The sequence below is a fragment of the Aeromonas sp. FDAARGOS 1417 genome, assembly GCF_019046985.1.
Classification (GTDB): domain Bacteria; phylum Pseudomonadota; class Gammaproteobacteria; order Enterobacterales; family Aeromonadaceae; genus Aeromonas; species Aeromonas veronii.
The window spans coordinates 924,912-944,511 of the sequence record NZ_CP077221.1; the positions used below are offsets into that span (position 1 = coordinate 924,912).

The following is a 19,600-nucleotide window of genomic DNA, read 5'->3' on the forward strand; positions in this document are numbered from 1 at the left end:
CGAGCATGACTGTGCCAACCAGAACGGGATAAACAAGGATGTGGCTGAACCATAAAACAGATTTACAAACATATTTCACGGTAAACGTTGGGCTTCACTTCGTTCAGCACCAACCTACCCTTTTTAGCCCAACATACGAGATGGTTGACATGATCGAACGTGATGATGTTAATTCACGGGATTTTATTTGCCTGGAAACAGGGAAACTTCCGTGGTGAATCACAGTATCGACTCGAACAATACGCTATCAAGCGCAGGCTTCTTGTAGCCTAATAACCATTCAATACGAATAACCAATCACGGTAAACTCTCTCAATCAGGTAGGCCAAATGTCACCCATCCAGCGACCTACCTTTTCAACCATTTTATACAACCGCGTGCCATACCATGATGGTCGTTTCCCAGTGACCGTGGGTTGATTTATGTATTGCGTTGAAGCCTTGCTGACGATAGAAGTCAACGTTATGTGTTTCGCACTGCAAGTAGAGTGTCGCAACACCGCGGGAAACGGCCATATCCTTGGCGACATTAATCATTTTTTTGGCGATGCCTTTTCTGCGGTGCGGCGCTGGAACATATATACCACCAACCCAGAATTCATATTCAGGGTAGTTTTTATTTTCCTGGATTTTCAGTTCCAATGTTCCAACCTGTTCGCTATCGTCATGCGCGACCAGGCTAAATGGGATATTTCTATTCAAGGCTTTGACTTCAACCTTTTTACGTACCATCTCTTTCGTAACGCCGGGCACCTGAGAGGCCCACTCATCGAAATACCAGCCAACTATCGTCGATACATCATGCGGATGATCCGCAAGCAATGAAATTTCCATATATCCCCAGTGACAAGATACAAAATATTATTAGATTCTCGATAATGAATTATGATGTCAAATCATTAGAAATAAAAATGCCGCCCGAAAGGGCGGCATTTTGCTATCTGAGATAACAGGCTAACTTACCAGCCGGTCACTTCGCGCAGGGCCTTGCCGATATCGGCCAGGGAGCGGACGGTTTTCACGCCAGCATCTTCCAGCGCGGCAAACTTCTCGGCGGCAGTACCCTTGCCACCCGAGATGATGGCGCCAGCGTGGCCCATCCGCTTGCCGGGAGGGGCAGTAACACCGGCGATATAGGAGACCACCGGCTTGGTGACGTGGGCCTTGATATAGGCGGCAGCGTCTTCCTCGGCGTTGCCGCCGATCTCGCCGATCATCACGATCGCTTCGGTCTGCGGGTCGTTCTGGAACATCTCCAGAATGTCGATAAAGTTGGAGCCCGGGATGGGGTCGCCACCGATACCGACGCAGGTGGACTGGCCAAAGCCCTCGTCAGTGGTCTGCTTAACCGCTTCGTAGGTCAGGGTGCCGGAGCGGGAGACGATGCCCACCTTGCCCGGCTTGTGAATGTGGCCCGGCATGATGCCGATCTTGCACTCACCCGGGGTGATAACGCCCGGGCAGTTGGGGCCGATCATCCGCACGCCGGTCTCTTGCAGCTTCACTTTGACGTCCAGCATATCCAGAGTCGGGATGCCTTCGGTGATGGTGACGATGAGCTTGATGCCCGCGTCGATCGCTTCCAGGATGGCATCCTTGCAGAACGGCGCCGGAACATAGATGACGGAGGCGGTGGCGCCGGTCGCTTCGACCGCGTCACGGACAGTGTTGAACACCGGCAGACCCAGATGGGTGGTGCCGCCCTTGCCGGGGGAGACGCCGCCCACCAGCTGGGTACCATAGGAGAGCGCCTGCTCGGAGTGGAAAGTCCCCTGACCGCCGGTAAAGCCCTGGCAGATGACTCGGGTGTCCTTGTTGATCAGTACGCTCATCAGTTGGCCTCCGCTGCTTTGACGACTTGCTGCGCGGCATCGGTCAGACTCTTGGCCGCAATGATGTTGAGGCCGCTCTCGGCCAGCTTGATACCACCCAGCTCGGCGTTGTTGCCTTCCAGACGGACCACGACGGGCACCTTGACCCCCACTTCCTTGACCGCACCTATGATGCCTTCCGCGATCATGTCGCAGCGCACGATGCCGCCGAAGATGTTGACCAGCACCGCTTTGACGTTGCTGTCGGAGAGGATGATCTTGAACGCCTCGGTTACGCGCTCCTTGGTGGCGCCGCCGCCGACGTCAAGGAAGTTGGCCGGCTTGCCGCCGTGCAGGTTGACGATGTCCATGGTGCCCATGGCCAGACCCGCGCCGTTGACCATGCAGCCGATATTGCCATCGAGGGCCACATAGTTGAGCTCCCACTGGGCGGCGTGCGCTTCGCGGGGGTCATCTTGTGACGGGTCGTGCATCTCGCGCAGCTTGGGCTGACGATACAGTGCGTTGGCATCGATGTTGATCTTGCCATCCAGGCAGTGCAGGTTGCCCTGCGCGGTGATCACCAGCGGGTTGATCTCCAGCAGCGCGAAATCGCAATCCAGGAACATCTGGCCCAGACCCATGAAGATCTTGGTGAACTGTTTGATCTGATCGCCGACCAGACCCAGTTTGAAGGCCAGTTCGCGGGCCTGATAGGGCTGCGGGCCAACCAGCGGGTCCAGGGTGGCCTTGTGGATCAGATGGGGGGTTTCGTGGGCGATCTTCTCGATATCCACGCCACCTTCGGTTGAGGCCATGAAGACCACACGGCGCGAACCACGGTCAACCACGGCGCCCAGGTAGAGCTCTTTGGCGATGTCGGTGCAAGATTCCACCAGGATCTTGGTGACCGGCTGGCCGTTGGCATCGGTCTGGTAGGTCACCAGATTTTTGCCAAGCCAGTTTTGGGCAAAAGCACGGATCTCATCCTTGCTCTTGGCCACTTTCACGCCGCCCGCTTTACCGCGGCCACCGGCGTGTACCTGGCATTTGACGACCCAGGTATTGCCGCCAATCTTGTCGGCCGCTTCGGCCGCTTCTTGTGGGGTAGCACAGGCATAACCTTCGGAGACCGGCAGGCCATACTCGGCAAACAGCTGTTTTGCCTGATATTCATGCAGATTCATAGATGCTCTATCCGTGTTGTAGGTATTTCCGTCCGGGGCTGGTGTTTCTCAATCCCCTGTGAATGGGGGCCTGGGCGGCCCCTCGTTATCTTTCAATCGCTCGGGTATTACTCAAACGTCCAGCAGCACACTCAGCTCGGGGCGCAAACCCCTTGCCCGGGTGCCACAGGCTTAGACGTCCAGCAACAGACGGGTCGGGTCTTCCAGCAGCTCCTTGACGGAGACCAGGAAGCCTACCGATTCGCGTCCGTCGATGAGACGGTGATCGTAGGAGAGCGCCAGATACATCATCGGCAGGATCTCGACCTTGCCGTCAACGGCCATCGGGCGATCCTGGATCTTGTGCATGCCCAGAATGGCGCTCTGGGGCGGGTTGATGATCGGGGTGGACATCAGGGAGCCGAACACGCCACCGTTGGTGATGGTGAAGTTGCCGCCAGTCAGTTCATCCACCGTCAGCTTGCCGTCACGGCCCTTGCCCGCCAGATCCTTGATGGCCTTCTCGATGTCCGCCAGGCTCATGTTGTCGCAGTCGCGCAGCACCGGCGTCACCAGACCACGGGGGGTAGAGACGGCGATGCTGACGTCGAAGTAGTTGTGGTAAACCACGTCATCGCCATCGAGCGCCGCGTTCACTTCCGGATAGCGCTTGAGGGACTCCACTACCGCCTTCACGTAGAAGGACATGAAGCCGAGCTTGATGCCGTGCTTCTTCTCGAAGATCTCGCCGTACTGCTTGCGCAGATCCATGATGGGCTTCATGTTGACCTCGTTGAAGGTGGTCAGCATGGCGGTGGTGTTTTTCGCTTCCAGCAGACGCTCGGCAATGCGCTTGCGCAGACGGGTCATCGGTACCCGCTTGTCGGTACGACCACCCAGCGGGGCAACCTTGGCTGCCGGGGCTGCAGTTGCGACCGGTGCGGCTACCGCAGACTGGCTCTTGGCCTTGATGAAGGCTTCCACATCATCCTTGGTGATGCGACCACCCTTGCCGGTACCGGTCAGCTTGGTCACGTCGATATCGTGCTCACCAATCAGGCGGCGCACCGAGGGGCTCAAGCCATCGGCACCATCATCGGCAACCGCTTCAGCGGGTTTCTCTTTGGTCTCTTCACCGGCCACCGGAGCGGCGGTGAGGATGGCAATCAGTTGACGGGACAACACGGTCGCCCCTTCCCCTTGCAGAATATCCCCCAGCACACCGGCTTGCGGTGCCGGCACTTCCAGCACCACCTTGTCGGTCTCGATGTCGACCAGCACTTCGTCACGGGCGACCAGATCGCCCGGTTTTTTGTGCCAGGTGGCGATAGTGGCATCGGCCACTGATTCCGGCAGATCCGGTACCTTGATTTCGATAGTCATCCAATCAGTTCCTTTTTACTTCTATGCCAGAGGCTTTACAGGGTAAGGGCATCTTCCACCAAGGCTTTTTGCTGCTTGGCGTGGACAGACATATAACCGACGGCCGGTGAGGCTGACGCGGGGCGACCGGCATAACGCAGGGTGGCTCCGGCTGGCAGCACGCCATCGTAGTGGTGACGGGTGCAGTACCAGGCGCCCTGGTTCTGCGGCTCTTCCTGACACCAGACAAAGTCGGTGACGTGGCTGTAATCGGCCAGAATGGCGCGCACTTCCTCTTCCGGGAAGGGGTAGAGCTGCTCAATTCGCACCAGTGCCACATCTTGCTGCTCGGCCTTGCGACGGGCATCGAGCAAGTCGTAGTAGACCTTGCCGGAGCAGAAGACCACCCGCTTGACCGCTTTCGGATCCAGCGCATCGATCTCGCCGATGGCGTTCTGGAAGGTTCCTTCCGCCAGCTCTTCGAGCTTGCTCACCGCCAGCGGATGGCGCAGCAGGGATTTGGGCGTCATGACGATCAGCGGACGGCGCATCGGGCGCACAACCTGACGACGCAGCATATGGAACACCTGCGCCGGGGTAGAGGGCACGCACACCTGCATGTTGTGCTGGGCACACATCTGCAGATAACGCTCCAGACGGGCGGAGGAGTGCTCCGGGCCCTGCCCCTCGTAACCGTGCGGCAGCAACATGGTCAGGCCGCACATCCGGCCCCACTTCTGCTCACCGGAGGAGAGGAACTGATCCACCACTACCTGAGCACAGTTGGCGAAGTCGCCGAACTGGGCTTCCCAGATGGTGAGGCCAGCCGGCTCGGCGCTGGCGTAGCCATATTCAAAGGCCAGTACCGCGTTCTCGGTCAGCACAGAGTCATACACCTCGAACGGGCCTTGCTCGTCGTGCAGGTTGCACAGCGGGGTATAGGTGCTGGCATCGGTCTGGCTGTGCAGCACGGCGTGGCGGTGGAAGAAGGTGCCACGGCCGGAGTCTTCACCGGTAAAGCGGATGCGGGACCCCTTGTCCACCAGAGTGGCGTAGGCCAGGGTCTCGGCAAAGCCCCAATCCACCAGCTTCTCGCCCGCGGCCATCAGACGGCGGTCTTCGTAAATTTTCTCGACCTGACGCTGCAGCACGTGGGTCGCCGGATACTGGCTCACCCGCTCGCCGAGGCTCTTGAGGTGATCCATCGGCACGGCACTCTCATAGGCCATGTTCCAGTCGTGGCCCAGATAAGGGGTCCAGTCGACGGAGTGTAGCTCCATCGGCCGCCACTCCTTGCTCACCCGTTCGCCGCGATCCAGCGCTTCACGATACTCGTTGACCAGTTCGGTCGCCCGTTCCTGAGCGAGGCTCCCCTCGGCCACCAGCTGATCGGCGTAGATCTTGCGCGGGGTCGGGTGCTGCTTGATCTTCTGGTACATCAGCGGCTGGGTCGCGCTCGGCTCGTCCGCTTCGTTGTGACCGTGACGACGGTAGCAAACCAGTTCGATCACCACGTCGCGTTTGAAGGTGTTGCGGTAATCCAAGGCAATCTGGGTCACCAGCACCACGGCTTCCGGATCATCCCCGTTGACGTGCAGCACCGGCGCCTGCACCGCCTTGGCGATGTCGGTGCAATATTCGGTGGAGCGCAGGTCACGGATATAGGAGGTGGTGAAACCAACCTGGTTGTTGATGACGATGCGCACCGTCCCGCCGACACCATAGGCACGGGTCTGGGACATGTTGAAGGTCTCGGCCACCACGCCCTGACCGGCCATGGCCGAGTCACCGTGAATGGTGATGGGCAACACGCTGGAGCCATCCTTGTCACCGCGACGATCCATACGGGCACGGACCGAGCCGATGACCACAGGGTTGACGATCTCGAGGTGAGAGGGGTTGAACGCCAGCGCAAGGTGGACGTTGCCACCCGGGGTGGCGAAGTCGGAGGAGAAGCCCATGTGGTACTTCACATCACCGGTACCCCAGGATTCGCCGTGCTTGCCGGCAAACTCGTCGAACAGGTCCTGAGCGCGCTTGCCCAGCACGTTGATCAGCACGTTGAGACGACCGCGGTGGGCCATACCGATAACGGCCTCTTTGCAGCCCTGCTCACCGGCGCGACGGATCAGCTCCTTGAGCATGGGGATCATGGCGTCGCCACCTTCCAGCGAGAAGCGCTTGGCTCCCGGGAACTTGGCGCCCAGATATTTCTCCAGCCCTTCGGCGGCGGTCAGGCTCTCGAGGAAACGGGTCTTCTCTTCGAGGGTGTAGCTCCCCTTCCCTTCAATGGATTCGAGACGCTGTTGCAGCCAGCGCTTCTCTTCCGTGGAGGTGAGGTGCATGTAGTCGGCGCCGATGGAGCCGCAGTAGGTCTTCTTCAGCGAGGCGTAGAGGTCGGAGAGCACCATGGTCTCGCGACCGATGGCGTAGGAGCCCACATTGAAGGTGGCCTCCATATCTGCGCCCTGCAGGTTGTGGAACGCAGGATCCAGTTCGGCAACGGTTTCACGCTGCCACAGGCCCAGCGGGTCCAGATTGGCATTCTGGTGACCACGGAAACGGAAGGCGTTGATCAGCTGCAATACCCGCACCTGCTTGGCATCCACTTGCGGATCGGAGACGGGAGCACTGTAGCGAGAGGGATCCTTGGCCAGACGACGGAAATAATCGCGGACCTGGGAGTGGGGTTGTTCAACCGCATGGCCATTGACCTGGGGCAGCTCGCTAAACAGGCTGCGCCACTCGTCGGACACGGAGTCAGGATTTTCCAGGAAGGATTCGTACAAATCCTCTATATAGCTTGCATTCGCACCAGCCAGGTGAGATGACTCCAACCAGGCCTTCATCACGCCGTTATGCATTTCTATCCCTTGTACTTCTTGTTACTGCTGCGCAGCTTGTAGGGGTCAAATAGCCATCCTGCCACGGGTGGGATGGCTATCCAGAGGTCGGGCCAGCACGCGGCCGGCCCTGATACTAAACAGCCCGATTGAGCAACATCGACTTGATCTGACCAATCGCCTTGGTCGGGTTCAAGCCTTTCGGACAGACGTTCACGCAGTTCATGATGCCATGGCAGCGGAACACGCTGAATGCGTCGTCCAGATTCCCCAGTCGTTCGGTGGTCGCGGTGTCGCGGCTGTCAGCCAGCCAGCGGTAGGCGGCGAGCAGCCCGGCCGGACCGATGAACTTGTCGGGATTCCACCAGAAGGAGGGGCACGAAGTGGAGCAGCAGGCACAGAGAATGCACTCGTACAGGCCGTCAAGCTTGGCGCGCTCTTCGGGGGATTGCAGGTGCTCACGCACCGGCGGCAACTTGTCATCATTGATGAGGAAGGGTTTGACCTTCTCCCACTGGGTGTAGAACTGGGTCATGTCGATCACCAGATCACGGATCACCGGCAGGCCGGGCAAGGGGCGGATAACGACGTTATTGCCCTTCTTCAGCAGGTCGGAGAGCGGGGTGATACAGGCAAGACCGTTCTTGCCATTCATGTTGAGACCGTCTGATCCACAGACCCCTTCGCGGCAAGAGCGGCGGAAGGCGAGCGTGGGATCCAGCTCTTTCAACTGGATCAGTGCGTCGAGCACCATCATGTCGGAACCTTCAGGAATATCAAGACGATATTCCTTCATATGGGGGACGTTATCAACATCCGGATTGTATCTGTAGACAGAGAATGTGACGTTCATAGGGCTGGCTCCGCAATCAGTAAGTCCGGACCTTGGGCGGGAACGCCTCACGGGTCTTGGGTGACATGTTGACAGCGCGACGGGTCATGGACTCGGTGTCTGGATGATAGAGGCTGTGGCACAGCCAGTTCTCATCGTCGCGATCCGGGAAGTCGAAGCGGCAGTGAGCACCGCGACTCTCGGTACGGAAGTTGGCGGCAACCGCCGTGGCAAACGCCGTCTCCATCAGGTTGTCCAGCTCCAGGCACTCGATGCGCTGGGTGTTGAACTCTTTGGAGGTGTCATCCAGACGGGCTGACTTGAGGCGCTCGCGGATAACTTTGAGCTCGGCCAACCCTTCTGCCATCGCCGCACCTTCGCGGAATACGGAGAAGTTGTTCTGCATGCAGCGCTGCAGGTCTTTGCGGATCTGCACCGGGTCTTCCCCGTCACGGCAATTTTCCCAGCGGTTGAAGCGGGCCAGTGCGGCATCCAGATCCGACTCGGAAGCATCACGACCGTGCTCCATCTCGCCCAGGGTGTTGACCAGATGCATGCCGGCAGCGCGGCCGAACACCACCAGGTCCAGCAGGGAGTTGCCACCCAGACGGTTGGCGCCGTGCACGGAGACGCAGGCAATCTCGCCCACCGCAAACAGACCGACCACCGGTACATCGTTGCCGTTCTTGTCCTGGGTCAGGCACTGGCCATTCACGTTGGTCGGCACGCCGCCCATCATGTAGTGGCAGGTCGGGATGATCGGGATCGGCTCTTTGACCGGATCCACGTGGGCGAAGGTGCGAGAGAGCTCGCAGATCCCCGGCAGACGGGATTCCAGCACCTCTTTGCCGAGGTGATCCAGCTTGAGCTTGATGTGCGGTCCCCAGGGACCATCGCAGCCACGGCCTTCACGGATCTCGATCATGATGGAGCGGGCCACCACGTCGCGACCGGCCAAGTCCTTGGCGTTTGGCGCGTAACGCTCCATGAAGCGCTCGCCATCTTTATTGAGCAGATAGCCGCCTTCACCACGGCAGCCTTCGGTTACCAGCACCCCTGCCCCGGCGATGCCGGTCGGGTGGAACTGCCACATCTCCATATCCTGCACGCCGACGCCGGCACGCAGCGCCATGCCGACACCGTCACCTGTATTGATGTGGGCGTTGGTGGTGGACTGGTAGATACGACCGGCACCGCCAGTCGCCAGCACGGTGGCCTTGGCCTTGAAGTAGACCACTTCACCGCTCTCCATATCGATGGCGGTACAACCCACCACATGGCCATCCTGGTTTTTCACCAGATCCAGCGCATACCACTCGGAGAAGACGGTGGTCTTGTTCTTGACGTTTTGTTGGTAAAGGGTGTGCAGCAGGGCGTGACCGGTACGGTCGGCGGCCGCTGCGGTACGAGCAGCCTGCTCGCCACCGAAATTCTTGGACTGACCACCAAACGGACGCTGGTAGACAGACCCGTTGTCGAAACGGGAGAAGGGCAGCCCCATGTTCTCCAGCTCATAGATAGCCTCGGGGCCGGTTTTGCACATGTACTCGATGGCTTCCTGATCACCGATGTAATCGGAACCTTTTACCGTGTCATACATATGCCACTGCCAGTTGTCATCATGGGCATTGCCCAGCGCAACCGTGATCCCGCCCTGAGCGGAAACAGTGTGAGAACGGGTTGGAAAAACCTTGGACAACAGAGCGCAGCTCTTGCCGGACTGGGCAATCTGCAGCGCGGCGCGCATACCGGCACCACCGGCACCAATCACCACCGCATCAAATTCACGAGTTGGAATAGTCACCTTACACACCCCACAGCACGACGAAACCCGTCATCAGATAGACAAACAGCACCACGACCAAGGCAAATTGCAGCGCCCCGCGCAGCCCTACCGGCTTGATATAGTCAGTCAGCACCTGCCACAGACCAATCCAGGCGTGGATCAGTACGCAGAGCAGGGTCAACAGGGTGAATACTTTGGTGAATGTTTTGGCGAAGAAGCCTGCCCACACCTCGTAGGTGATGTCGTTGAACGCGACAAAGCCCACCAGATAGAGGACATAACAGGTCATGATGAGGGCGGTGGCGCGGATCAGGATGTAATCATGAACGCCGCTGCGCCCGAAGGTTGCAGAATTGGTTACCATACAAGCACTCCCGCCAATACAGCCAGGATCGCGGTGATCACGAAGGCCACGCGGGCGCTCTGATTGCCGGATTCCAGCTCTTCCCAATAGCCCATATCCATGACCAGATGACGCAAGCCGCCCACAATGTGGTATGCCAGCGCAGTCAGGATCCCCCACAGCACGAGTTTGACCAGGAAGTTGTCCATGATGGCAACCACGGTTGCAAACCCTTCGGGAGAGGCGAGTGAAGTACCAAGCATCCACAGCAAGATGCCCAGTGCAACAAAGGTAATGACCCCTGAAACACGGTGCAGGATGGATGCAATGGCAGTGACAGGAAAGCTGATCGTCTGTAGGTCGAGGTTGACCGGTCTCTGTTTGTTTTTCACGCTTGCCCACTCAGCTCCATTGAGCACGTTAGTTATTGTTTTAACTCACACTTGAGGGCACGGAATGGTGATTGTTGGTTTTTTGTTACCAAAACACTCTGAAAAAGCCAAAACGCGAGTTTTCGGTTTCACATCAGGCTTTGCCAAAGCGTTTCAAACACCCGCAGCCATGACCCACGTGGCGCAGTATATCGGCGGCCTTAACCGAAGACAATCAATTAGCTACAAAGAAAACACAAAACCGCAAACTCGATCGCATATTTAATTTAACATTTCATTAATGCCATTAATGGGGTTCCAGCAAAATTGACATTGATAAGGAACTCTGTTTCAAATAAGGCGCTCCAGCCACTTCGGTATGGGTAACAACCTTTGCCAGCGTCATAAAAGTCGTAATAGAGTAGGACTGGAACCAAATTATAAAGAGCAAAGGAGACGTGCTATGGCTGATAAGATAGCCACCCTACACCTGCCCGGAAAAGATCCGGTCGAACTGCCGATCCTCTCCGGCACCATCGGCCCGGATGTCATCGATGTCAGAAAATTGGGATCACAGGGGTATTTCACCTTTGACCCCGGTTTTATGGCCACCGGTTCTTGCAAATCTGCCATTACCTACATTGACGGGGATCAGGGTGTCTTGCTGCACCGTGGTTACCCCATCGCCCAGTTGGCCACTCAGGCCACCTATCTGGAAGTCTGCTATATCCTGCTGTACGGCGAAGCGCCGACCAAGGCCCAATATGCCGAATTCGAACGCCTGGTCACCCGCCACACCATGGTGCACGAGCAGATCGCCTTCTTCTTCCGCGGCTTCCGTCGCGACTCCCACCCCATGGCCATCATGTGCGGTGTAGTCAGCGCCCTCTCCGCCTTCTATCACGATGCCCTCGACATCAACAACGAGCAGCATCGCGAGATCTGTGCCTTCCGTCTGCTCTCCAAGATGCCGACTCTGGCCGCCATGTGTTACAAGTACTCCATCGGCCAGCCGTTCATGCAGCCGCGTAACGCCCTCTCCTATGCCGGTAACTTCCTGCACATGATGTTTGGCGTGCCGACCGAAGAGTACAAGGTCAACCCCATCGTTGAACGCGCCATGGATCGTATCTTTACCCTCCATGCGGATCACGAGCAGAACGCCTCCACCTCCACCGTTCGTCTGGCTGGCTCCTCCGGTGCCAACCCGTTCGCCTGTATCGCCGCGGGGATCGCCTCCCTGTGGGGACCGGCCCACGGTGGTGCCAACGAAGCCTGCCTGCGCATGCTGGAAGAGATCGGCTCGGTGGATCGCATCCCCGAGTACATCGCCAAGGCCAAGGACAAGAATGATCCGTTCCGTCTGATGGGCTTCGGTCACCGCGTCTACAAGAACCACGACCCTCGTGCCACTGTGATGCGCGAAACCTGCCACGAAGTACTCACTGAACTGCAGATCAAGGATCCGCTGCTGGATGTGGCCATGGAGCTGGAGCGCATTGCGCTCTCCGACCCCTACTTCGTCGAGAAGAAACTCTACCCGAACGTGGACTTCTACTCCGGCATCATCATGAAGGCGATCGGCATCCCGATGAGCATGTTCACCGTGATCTTCGCCATCTCCCGCACCATTGGCTGGATTGCCCACTGGAACGAGTTCCACTCAGACCCGGACAGCAAGATTGGTCGTCCACGCCAGCTCTACGTGGGCCACCCGCTGCGCGAGTTCACTCCGCTCGAGCAACGCTAACCACTGCGCTGATATGGTTTGTTACAAAGGCGGTCATTGACCGCCTTTTTGTTTGCCGCTCTAATGCCCCCTTTCGCGTTAAGGAGTCCATTATGAAACCACTGTTTATCAGCGCAGCCTTGCTGCTGACCGCCTGCCAGAGCGCCCCCGCCCCGTCACAGGGGGAGACCCTCTATATCAACAGCCAGCTGGTCGATTGCGTCGGAGTTGGCCCGATGCAGTGCATGCAGGTTCGCAGCGATGAGCAGCAGCCCTGGACGCTGTTCTACCAAAATATTGAAGGTTTCCAGTTCGAGCCTGGCTATCGCTACCAGCTCACAGTCAGCAAGGAGCAGCTCACCGATGTGCCGGCCGATGCCCCCTCCGTGCGCTATCAGCTGATCAAGGTGGTGAACAAGGTCGCCAGCAAGTAACAAACACGATCAAAAAACGGGGGATGGCTGATGCCATCCCCCCGTTGGTTTATGGGTACTGCGCCTCATCAGGCACGATCAGGTCGGCGCCAGCGCCATATGCAGCAGCGGATAGGGCTTGCCCTGACCATCCAGCGGCGAACGACCCGTCACGGTGAATCCCATCTTCAGATAGAAGCCCACCGCCTGTTCGTTCTGCTCGTTGACGTCAACTTGCGTCGCGCCGCCCTGCGTGATGGCATGTGCCACCAGCAAACGCCCCACGCCACTGCCGCGCGCCTCGGGAGCCACAAACAGCATCTCCAGCTTGCCCTCGTACACTCCGCTAAAACCCGTAATCAGCCCCTCTTCTGTACGGGCACTGTGCAGTGTCACCGCATCGAAGTAGTGCTCCAGAATAAGCGGTTTAAGCGCGAGGATCTCGGCCTCGGGCAGGAAGTGGTGGGTCGCCCGCACAGAGGCCTCCCACAGCTCGATCAGGGCCGGATAATCGGCCCGGGATACCGGAACAATCGTCATGAAATGACTCGATATGATAACCAGCGGGAAGAGACATCTTCCCACTGGCAACGGTGATTAGCGCGCCTGCACCGCCTGCAGCAGCACCGACATATCAGCGCCAAAGTTGCGGCTGCGGATCGCTTCGCGAATATCCGCTTCGCTATAACGGCTGCCCGGATAGACCACTACGCAGGAGATGTCGCCCGGTTTGAGGAAGTGGGTCTCGCCAAACGGGGTATAGCGGGTGGCACCGATACTGATGAGCGCATGGGGAGGATGTCCCGCCTGCGCCAGCAGTCCCTGAATGTGCTCCGCCGGCCCCTCATCCTGCTGATGATTGAACTTGTCGATGGCCCAGTCGAGCAGCTTGCCGTGGAAGTAGCTGTAGTCGATGGCGGCGCTGTCTACCCCGTAGGCGTGCAGCTCACCGTCCCGCTCCAGATAGCAGGCGATACGATAGTCATCGAGTTCGCAACCGGCGGCAAAACCGGAAAGCGGCAGCAGCTTGGCCGCCAGCCCCTTGCTCTCTTCGCCCCAGTTCTTCTTCTCGCTGATCTTCTTGGCGTTGGGACGGCGGATGGAGCAGTCGTTATAGGCACCAAAGGCGCGGGGATGGATCGCCACCACCTGCTTGCCGGCATACTCCAGCTCGCACCAGAGGGCCACTTCCGGCTCGATCTGCACCTTCTCGTCACCGCTGACCGCCGCTTCCGGCAGGAAGATCGCCTTGTCGCTCAACGGGAATACCCCGAGCTGACCCGGATGGCCCGGCACAAAGAAGGGAAAGAGCGCCTTGGGCGCCGTGGTATCGCGCACGACTACCGCTACGAAATCCGACGCTTCACCCGCCTGCTCCAGATGACCGGCGAAATTGCCCGCGACCCCGAGTCCGATAAATTTGCTCTCTGCTACTATCTGCATCTTGCTCACCTGCATCTTGCCCACGCAAGGTAGCAGGCCCGTCGCCCACTACCGCTAAAGTGGCAAGATTAAACCACAAGGGCCCCGCCTTCGCCCAGTCCGGTCCTGTCGTGATGTGCGCCAGTCCGCTTTTTTAGAGACGAGAAAGCTGTGGCGAACCAGCCATTGCGCACTCATTCAGCTACGCGGTCACCGCGCTGGAAACAGTGCGTTTCCGGCCTATCCTCTCTTTCTCCTTGGGACTCAACTTCATCTTTGTTAGGCTGCCGGCATGCAAAACAACTGTGCGCTTGAGTGCGCCACAGCTCATCACGGCAACCCCATTGGAGAGAAAACAGATGATCGACAAACTCGCCTGGCTCACTTTTAAAGATCAGCAGCTGCTCTGCGCCCGCTCCCACGGCAAGGACATCTATTACATCCCGGGCGGCAAGCGGGAACCGGGCGAGAGCGACGAGGCGGCTCTGATCCGCGAGATTGAAGAGGAGCTGGCTGTCACCCTGCAACCCGATACCCTGCGCTTTGTCTGCGAGTTCAGCGCTCAGGCCGATGGCAAACCGGCAGGAGTCGAGGTGCGACTGCGCTGCTACACCGGCGAAGCGAGCGGCACCCCGATCGCCTCGGCAGAAATTGCCGAGCTGCGCTGGCTCGACAGCTCTCACCTCGATGAGCTCTCCCCCGTCTCCCGCCTGCTGTTTACCTGGCTGGTTGAGCAGGAGCTGATCCGCTGACAAGCCGTACTCGCGGCAAGCATACGTACCCACCTCATATGAACCAACGGTGGCAATCAGCCACATAGCAACGCAACGACAAGGATGTCAGATGAACATTGTGGAAGTTAAGAGCGCAGCAACCTACCAAAGTGCGCTCATCACCCTGCTGCAAGATTGTGTCGATAGCGGCGCCTCGGTCGGTTTTTTACCGCCGCTGACCACGGAGGAATCTACCCGCTACTGGCAAGGAGTTGAAGCGGATCTAGCGGCAGGTCACCGAAAGCTGTGGCTTGCCCTTGAGCAACAACAGCTCGTGGGAGCGGTTCAGCTCGCGCTCTGTGGCAAGGCCAACGGTCGCCACCGGGCCGAAGTGGAAAAATTGATGGTACTGCAAACGGCGAGAGGTAAAGGTGTCGGTCGTGCGCTGATGCAGGCCTTGGAACAAGGCGCCCATGCCGCGGGCCGTTCGCTGCTGGTGCTGGATACTCGCGCCGGTGATGTGGCCTCCCACCTCTATCGTCAACTCGGCTATCTGGACGCGGGCCAGATCCCGAGCTTTGCACGCAACGCCGATGGCTCCCTTGCTGCGACCGTCATCTTCTACAAACCGCTCTGACCATCCCCTATCCCTTATCCAAATACAGCAGGGCCGCACCAAGCGGCCCTGCTTGTTGCCAGCGTGACTGTTTGTTGCAGCAGTATGGCTTGCGACGGATTGCCACGATACGGCCATTGCGCCTGTATGCCTCAACACCGCCAATCGCCGCCCCAAAATACAGCCAAACAAACAGAAAGATTAATTAATGATTAAAACGCCCCCCTTTTCTTCTTCATCTATTGCTTCATCAGGCGTATCGTGAGAGACCCATTTGATAATCAAATCTATGTTGTTCACTGCCTTGAGGAATAATGGATGCCCACTTTGCCCCGTACAGTTACCTCCCCCAAAAAGTTCATCATCGGTCAACACCTTCTCCTGCAACTCCATGAGCACGTTAAAGATTTTGGTGACTATGCGTTGCTCATCAGCGATGAGTTCATTCTGGAGCGGGTACGGGAAGAAGCTTTGGCGGGGCTCCTGCAGGCAGGCCTCAGGGGAGTGGTCGACAAGTTTCGCTATGAATGCACAGAACAGGAGATCCACCGCCTGACCCACCTTGCAGAGCAATATGGTGCGAACGTGATTGTCGGGATCGGCGGCGGCAAGACGCTGGATGTCGCCAAGGCCGTGGCCTTCTATCTGCGCCGTCCGGTTGTGCTATTCCCGACGATTGCCTCCACGGACGCCCCCTGCACGGCACTGGCGGTGATCTATAACCAGGCGGGTGAATTTGAGCGCTATCTGTTCCTGCCGCAAAATCCGGACGTGGTGCTGGCTGACACGGCCATCATTGCCGCCGCCCCTCCCCGCTTCTTTTCCGCAGGCGTTGGTGATGCCCTGGCCACCTATTTCGAGGCGCGCGCCTGCTATCGGTCGGACGGGCTCAATCTGGTCGGCAAGCGCCCTTCACGCACTGGCCTTGGTCTGGCAAAGCTCTGTTACGAGCTGCTTGGTGAGAACATCGAGCTGGCCATGGATGCGATACGCCACCATGTCTCGACCCCGGCGCTGGAGCAGGTTATCGAGGCCACCATCTACCTCAGCGGGGTCGGTGCAGAAGCCGGTGGACTGGCCGCAGCTCATGCCGTCAACAACGGCATGTCACTGATCGCGGAGCTCCATCGCGCCCAGCATGGCGAGAAGGTAATCTTCGGCCTGCTGACCCAACTCGTGCTTGAGCGCGCCCCGCAACATGAACTTGATGAAGTGTTTCGCATCATCGACTGTGCAGGTCTGCCCATGACGCTGCAAGAGCTGGGGCTCACCCACTTTGATGAAAGCGAGTGGCGCAAGGTGGCGCAGCTGGCCTGCGATCCCCTCGATACCATGGGCAACATGCCGATGACAGTGAGTGAACAGGATGTCTACGCCGCCATGGTAGCGGCCAATGCCATGGCTGAGCGTTATCGCCTCCGCCATCCCCGCATCTGATTGCTTGCCGCACTAAATAGGCAAACAGTGAAAAGGCTTGCCCATTGGCAAGCCTTTTTCATCTGCATCCCACCCCCTTGTCGGGATAGACGAAAGTCCGCGTTGACTCAGGGCAGTTTCACCGCTCGCACTGCAACCTCTGGCAGGGCGAAGGCATCTTGCGCAGCGATGAGTTGCAGCTCGTAAGCCTGCTGGCGCCAGGTCTCCTGCAGCACCGCATCCACCGAGGCGTTGGTGCGCTCGAACGCGCTGACCGCATCGTGACCGGCCAGCAAATTGGCCAGCATCAGGGCGCTGATAAGATCGCCCACCCCCACCGGCTGGCGGGCAAAGTCATAGAGCGGACGGGCAATCAGATAATCCCCTTGCGGGGTGGCCAGCAGCATCTCGAAGCGGCTGGAGTCCTGCGCCGCACGACCGAGATGCTTGACCAGCACCAGCTTGACGCCGCGGGCCAGCAGCTGATGGGCAGCCGCGCGGGTCTGATCCAGATCAGCCAGATGGGTATCACAGAGGGTCTCCAGCTCCAGCAGGTTGGGGGCCATCATGTCGGCCACCGGCAGCGCCTGCTCGGTCAGGAAACGGGTGACGCCGGGGGCAACGATGCACCCCTTCTCCGGGTGACCCATCACAGGGTCGCAGAAGTAGATGGCATCGGGGTTGGCCGCCTTGACGGCGTTGACCACGGTCAGGATCTCGTCCCCCTGCTCGGCGGAGCCAAGGTAGCCGCTCAGCACGGCGTCACACTGGCTCAACACCTCGATATTGCCCAATCCTTTCACCAGCGCACTGATATGACCCGCCGGCATCGCCATTCCCTGCCACCCCTGGGCATATTGGGTGTGGTTGGAAAACTGCACCGTGTTGATGGGCCATACATCCATACCGAGGCGGCGCATGGGGAAGACGGCCGCGCTGTTGCCGGCACAACCAAAGACCACGTGGGACTGAATAGAGAGAACGGATTTCATCGGGAATACCACAGCAAAGGATCAGCAAGGTGGGCAATATATCGGATGAAGATAACGATGCGCCACCTTGGCGCGGGATGAACAGGCAATTTCCTGACTAAAGACAGGTTTTTTGCGCCATTTGGCCCGCGTCGACAGGATGAGCGGCGCCATGATCCGCCGCGTCACCGTCCATCACATGCCGTTGTGCTCAACGCCATGACGAGCAAAGTGATAGACCCATCCCTCATCACACGGCATGTCACTGGGTGGCGAAATCAGCTCAGGCAATACCGTCACCTTGCCACCAGCGGCATATTGCAGCGCCATCAGGGCGCAGAGCGCCGCATCATAGCGATCAGTGCCGACCAGCACATCCGCAGGCAGCTGCGCCGCCAGCTCGGGCCGTGCCGGGGAGGCCTTGCCGCCCACTTTGGCCAATGCCGGATAGACCTCCAGCACGGCGCGACTGGCCTTCGGGGCAACGGTCGGCACCAGTTGCAGATCCGAGAGTCGCGGCAGCATGGAGAGCGCCAGGGTCGCATTGTTACCGAGCCGGTCGAAGGTGGCCGAGAGCGGCTTCTTGCCGTACTGCTGATACAACCAGCGCTCGCAGTCACGATAGGCGTAGGGGTTGTCTATCTCCCGCTCGGGAGCGGCGCAGCTATGTGGCTGGCCGTTGAGCAGATCCCGCAAGGCGCGGGGAAAGGCGAGCGGCGCATCGATACCGAGCGCCAGTTGCGGGCAGGCTTCTACCTGCATCAGGGTCAGCTCGTTTTGCAGGGCCGGACGCAACAGGGCGGCCAGATCCGGCGCCACCCGCGAGCTCAGGCGAAACAGCGGCGACACCCCGAGCCAGTGCAGGCGGTTGGATTCGGCCTGCCAGCCCACCACAGCCACCGCCTGGGCACTGCCCTGCCAGCCACGCACATCCCAGCCGATCCCGATTGCACTCATTTGCCCTGCCGTCATCAATTACCTCTGTTCGCCTATCACAAGTTGCAAGAGGCACAGGGTAATCAGCAGAGGCCCTTAACGCAAAGCGAACTGCCTTGGTCAGAATGATTTCTGGAAGTTCACCAGCGGCAGAATGGGGAACACGCCGTTGGCGGCATAGTTGGCCAGCCCGATCTGCAAGCCGTCGAGGTGCTTGGTCGCATTGATAAAGCCAATCTGGAAGGTGGTACGCTCGGCATAGTTGACGAAGCCGATGTTGGCCAGCGCATTGCCCTTGGCGATATTGACCGCCCCCCAGTTGAGCCCCTGTACGTTATTGGTCAGGTTGACCAGCCCCAGATTGACGCCGGTATCCTGCCCTTCGTGCCAGTTGATGGCATTGATGGCGACCCCGCCAAACTGGTGGCGCACCCGACCGGCACCGAGGAAGATCCCGAGCTGCAGGCCGCTGAACTGATCCACATCGGAGAGGGCGAAGATCGGCAGATCAATGCCCTTCACCTGACCGGTCCGACCGTAGAGCAGCGATGCGCGCGCCCCTTCCACCTGATGGGACGCGGGCAAATTGACCCCTGGCAGCGAGACCTGCACCGGAGTACTGGCCTGCGCGACACCGCACAGAGTAAGGGTGCTGCACACCAGCAGCAGGCGGGAGAGTGTCATGGGAAGTTCCTTGGGCCATTGAGAGTGACCCGATCCTAACAGTCAGGGGCGAGTGTGGGCACACCAGCAGGGACGAGGTGCGTCACGATACGTCACGGTTGGCCCTCTCACCTCTCCATCAGGACTTGCGAAAGCGCCAACTCAAGAACAATCGGCCACTTTTTCACAGCGAGTAGTCCCTCTTCCT

At 58.9% G+C, this 19,600-nt stretch carries 19 protein-coding genes; 5 read left to right on the forward strand and 14 right to left on the reverse strand.

Going from position 1 to position 19,600, the window contains the following annotated elements; genetic code table 11:
* Window positions 1-365: 365 nt before the first annotated feature.
* From I6L47_RS04055 to sdhC, 9 genes are all read right to left on the reverse strand, one after another.
* Window positions 366-833, reverse strand: a complete 468-nt coding sequence (locus tag I6L47_RS04055; protein WP_216948730.1) for a GNAT family N-acetyltransferase — start codon at window positions 831-833, stop codon at window positions 366-368.
* A 125-nt stretch (window positions 834-958) separates the two neighbouring features.
* A complete protein-coding gene (gene sucD / locus I6L47_RS04060; protein WP_005333542.1) occupies window positions 959-1,831 on the reverse strand; it encodes a succinate--CoA ligase subunit alpha in 873 nt (290 codons plus the stop codon).
* Window positions 1,831-2,997, reverse strand: a complete 1,167-nt coding sequence (gene sucC / locus I6L47_RS04065; RefSeq protein ID WP_005346090.1) for an ADP-forming succinate--CoA ligase subunit beta — start codon at window positions 2,995-2,997, stop codon at window positions 1,831-1,833. Before sucC ends, sucD begins: the two co-directional genes overlap by 1 nt.
* A 171-nt stretch (window positions 2,998-3,168) precedes the next feature.
* On the reverse strand, window positions 3,169-4,359 hold the full coding sequence (odhB, locus tag I6L47_RS04070; protein WP_216948731.1) for a 2-oxoglutarate dehydrogenase complex dihydrolipoyllysine-residue succinyltransferase: 1,191 nt from the start codon (window positions 4,357-4,359) through the stop codon (window positions 3,169-3,171).
* A gap of 35 nt (window positions 4,360-4,394) precedes the next feature.
* Window positions 4,395-7,202: a 2-oxoglutarate dehydrogenase E1 component gene (gene sucA, locus I6L47_RS04075; RefSeq protein WP_005333548.1), complete on the reverse strand. Its 2,808-nt coding sequence runs from the start codon at window positions 7,200-7,202 to the stop codon at window positions 4,395-4,397.
* Between the two features lie 115 nt (window positions 7,203-7,317).
* Window positions 7,318-8,034: a succinate dehydrogenase iron-sulfur subunit gene (locus tag I6L47_RS04080; RefSeq protein WP_005333549.1), complete on the reverse strand. Its 717-nt coding sequence runs from the start codon at window positions 8,032-8,034 to the stop codon at window positions 7,318-7,320.
* A 16-nt stretch (window positions 8,035-8,050) separates the two neighbouring features.
* Complete coding sequence (sdhA, locus tag I6L47_RS04085; protein WP_013723668.1) at window positions 8,051-9,817, reverse strand: succinate dehydrogenase flavoprotein subunit; 1,767 nt, start codon at window positions 9,815-9,817, stop codon at window positions 8,051-8,053.
* A gap of 1 nt (window position 9,818) precedes the next feature.
* Window positions 9,819-10,163 carry a succinate dehydrogenase, hydrophobic membrane anchor protein gene (gene sdhD / locus I6L47_RS04090; RefSeq protein ID WP_005333558.1) on the reverse strand — a complete coding sequence of 115 codons (345 nt, stop codon included), beginning with the start codon at window positions 10,161-10,163 and terminating at the stop codon, window positions 9,819-9,821.
* The gene (sdhC, locus tag I6L47_RS04095; RefSeq protein WP_021231296.1) at window positions 10,157-10,534 is read right to left on the reverse strand and encodes a succinate dehydrogenase cytochrome b556 subunit; all 378 of its coding nucleotides are present in this window, start codon (window positions 10,532-10,534) and stop codon (window positions 10,157-10,159) included. The genes sdhD and sdhC overlap by 7 nt, the downstream gene beginning before the upstream one ends.
* A 442-nt stretch (window positions 10,535-10,976) precedes the next feature.
* Between sdhC and I6L47_RS04100 the strand changes: the two genes are divergently transcribed.
* On the forward strand, window positions 10,977-12,263 hold the full coding sequence (locus I6L47_RS04100) for a citrate synthase (RefSeq protein ID WP_005333572.1): 1,287 nt from the start codon (window positions 10,977-10,979) through the stop codon (window positions 12,261-12,263).
* Window positions 12,264-12,355: 92 nt separating this feature from the next.
* A complete protein-coding gene (locus I6L47_RS04105; protein ID WP_005352532.1) occupies window positions 12,356-12,676 on the forward strand; it encodes a DUF4377 domain-containing protein in 321 nt (106 codons plus the stop codon).
* Window positions 12,677-12,754: 78 nt separating this feature from the next.
* On the opposite strand, the gene I6L47_RS04110 is transcribed toward I6L47_RS04105, so the two are convergent.
* Window positions 12,755-13,195: an acetyltransferase gene (locus I6L47_RS04110; protein ID WP_216948732.1), complete on the reverse strand. Its 441-nt coding sequence runs from the start codon at window positions 13,193-13,195 to the stop codon at window positions 12,755-12,757.
* 57 nt (window positions 13,196-13,252) lie between these two features.
* Window positions 13,253-14,098, reverse strand: coding sequence for a DUF5718 family protein (locus tag I6L47_RS04115; RefSeq protein WP_216948733.1), 846 nt, complete (start codon window positions 14,096-14,098; stop codon window positions 13,253-13,255).
* 338 nt (window positions 14,099-14,436) lie between these two features.
* Here I6L47_RS04115 and I6L47_RS04120 point away from each other — a divergent pair, with 338 nt between their 5' ends.
* The 3 genes from I6L47_RS04120 (at window position 14,437) to I6L47_RS04130 (ending at window position 16,843) form a co-directional block, all read left to right on the forward strand.
* Complete coding sequence (locus I6L47_RS04120; RefSeq protein WP_127006563.1) at window positions 14,437-14,829, forward strand: NUDIX domain-containing protein; 393 nt, start codon at window positions 14,437-14,439, stop codon at window positions 14,827-14,829.
* A 91-nt stretch (window positions 14,830-14,920) separates the two neighbouring features.
* Complete coding sequence (locus I6L47_RS04125) at window positions 14,921-15,427, forward strand: GNAT family N-acetyltransferase (RefSeq protein WP_216948734.1); 507 nt, start codon at window positions 14,921-14,923, stop codon at window positions 15,425-15,427.
* 297 nt (window positions 15,428-15,724) lie between these two features.
* Window positions 15,725-16,843 carry a glycerol dehydrogenase gene (locus I6L47_RS04130; protein WP_216948735.1) on the forward strand — a complete coding sequence of 373 codons (1,119 nt, stop codon included), beginning with the start codon at window positions 15,725-15,727 and terminating at the stop codon, window positions 16,841-16,843.
* Window positions 16,844-16,950: 107 nt separating this feature from the next.
* Here I6L47_RS04130 and pdxY read toward each other — a convergent pair whose 3' ends face one another.
* The 3 genes from pdxY to I6L47_RS04145 all read right to left on the reverse strand — a co-directional run bounded on the left by pdxY (window position 16,951) and on the right by I6L47_RS04145 (window position 19,413).
* Window positions 16,951-17,814 (reverse strand): pyridoxal kinase PdxY, encoded by an 864-nt coding sequence (gene pdxY, locus I6L47_RS04135; protein ID WP_019446110.1) that lies wholly within the window; start codon window positions 17,812-17,814, stop codon window positions 16,951-16,953.
* A gap of 174 nt (window positions 17,815-17,988) precedes the next feature.
* Complete coding sequence (locus I6L47_RS04140; RefSeq protein WP_216948736.1) at window positions 17,989-18,765, reverse strand: DUF429 domain-containing protein; 777 nt, start codon at window positions 18,763-18,765, stop codon at window positions 17,989-17,991.
* A gap of 84 nt (window positions 18,766-18,849) precedes the next feature.
* On the reverse strand, window positions 18,850-19,413 hold the full coding sequence (locus tag I6L47_RS04145; RefSeq protein WP_216948737.1) for a phaC PHA synthase: 564 nt from the start codon (window positions 19,411-19,413) through the stop codon (window positions 18,850-18,852).
* Window positions 19,414-19,600 lie beyond the last annotated feature (187 nt).

What these genes read in the sequence shown, in the direction of transcription:
- I6L47_RS04055 (WP_216948730.1), bottom strand. Translation starts at nt 833, where the DNA reads ATGGAAATTTCATTGCTTGCGGATCATCCGCATGATGTATCGACGATA.
- sucD (WP_005333542.1), bottom strand. Translation starts at nt 1,831, where the DNA reads ATGAGCGTACTGATCAACAAGGACACCCGAGTCATCTGCCAGGGCTTT.
- sucC (WP_005346090.1), bottom strand. Translation starts at nt 2,997, where the DNA reads ATGAATCTGCATGAATATCAGGCAAAACAGCTGTTTGCCGAGTATGGC.
- odhB (WP_216948731.1), bottom strand. Translation starts at nt 4,359, where the DNA reads ATGACTATCGAAATCAAGGTACCGGATCTGCCGGAATCAGTGGCCGAT.
- sucA (WP_005333548.1), bottom strand. Translation starts at nt 7,202, where the DNA reads ATGCATAACGGCGTGATGAAGGCCTGGTTGGAGTCATCTCACCTGGCT.
- I6L47_RS04080 (WP_005333549.1), bottom strand. Translation starts at nt 8,034, where the DNA reads ATGAACGTCACATTCTCTGTCTACAGATACAATCCGGATGTTGATAAC.
- sdhD (WP_005333558.1), bottom strand. Translation starts at nt 10,163, where the DNA reads ATGGTAACCAATTCTGCAACCTTCGGGCGCAGCGGCGTTCATGATTAC.
- I6L47_RS04100 (WP_005333572.1), top strand. Translation starts at nt 10,977, where the DNA reads ATGGCTGATAAGATAGCCACCCTACACCTGCCCGGAAAAGATCCGGTC.
- I6L47_RS04105 (WP_005352532.1), top strand. Translation starts at nt 12,356, where the DNA reads ATGAAACCACTGTTTATCAGCGCAGCCTTGCTGCTGACCGCCTGCCAG.
- I6L47_RS04110 (WP_216948732.1), bottom strand. Translation starts at nt 13,195, where the DNA reads ATGACGATTGTTCCGGTATCCCGGGCCGATTATCCGGCCCTGATCGAG.
- I6L47_RS04115 (WP_216948733.1), bottom strand. Translation starts at nt 14,098, where the DNA reads ATGCAGATAGTAGCAGAGAGCAAATTTATCGGACTCGGGGTCGCGGGC.
- I6L47_RS04120 (WP_127006563.1), top strand. Translation starts at nt 14,437, where the DNA reads ATGATCGACAAACTCGCCTGGCTCACTTTTAAAGATCAGCAGCTGCTC.
- I6L47_RS04125 (WP_216948734.1), top strand. Translation starts at nt 14,921, where the DNA reads ATGAACATTGTGGAAGTTAAGAGCGCAGCAACCTACCAAAGTGCGCTC.
- I6L47_RS04130 (WP_216948735.1), top strand. Translation starts at nt 15,725, where the DNA reads ATGCCCACTTTGCCCCGTACAGTTACCTCCCCCAAAAAGTTCATCATC.
- pdxY (WP_019446110.1), bottom strand. Translation starts at nt 17,814, where the DNA reads ATGAAATCCGTTCTCTCTATTCAGTCCCACGTGGTCTTTGGTTGTGCC.
- I6L47_RS04140 (WP_216948736.1), bottom strand. Translation starts at nt 18,765, where the DNA reads ATGACGGCAGGGCAAATGAGTGCAATCGGGATCGGCTGGGATGTGCGT.
- I6L47_RS04145 (WP_216948737.1), bottom strand. Translation starts at nt 19,413, where the DNA reads ATGACACTCTCCCGCCTGCTGCTGGTGTGCAGCACCCTTACTCTGTGC.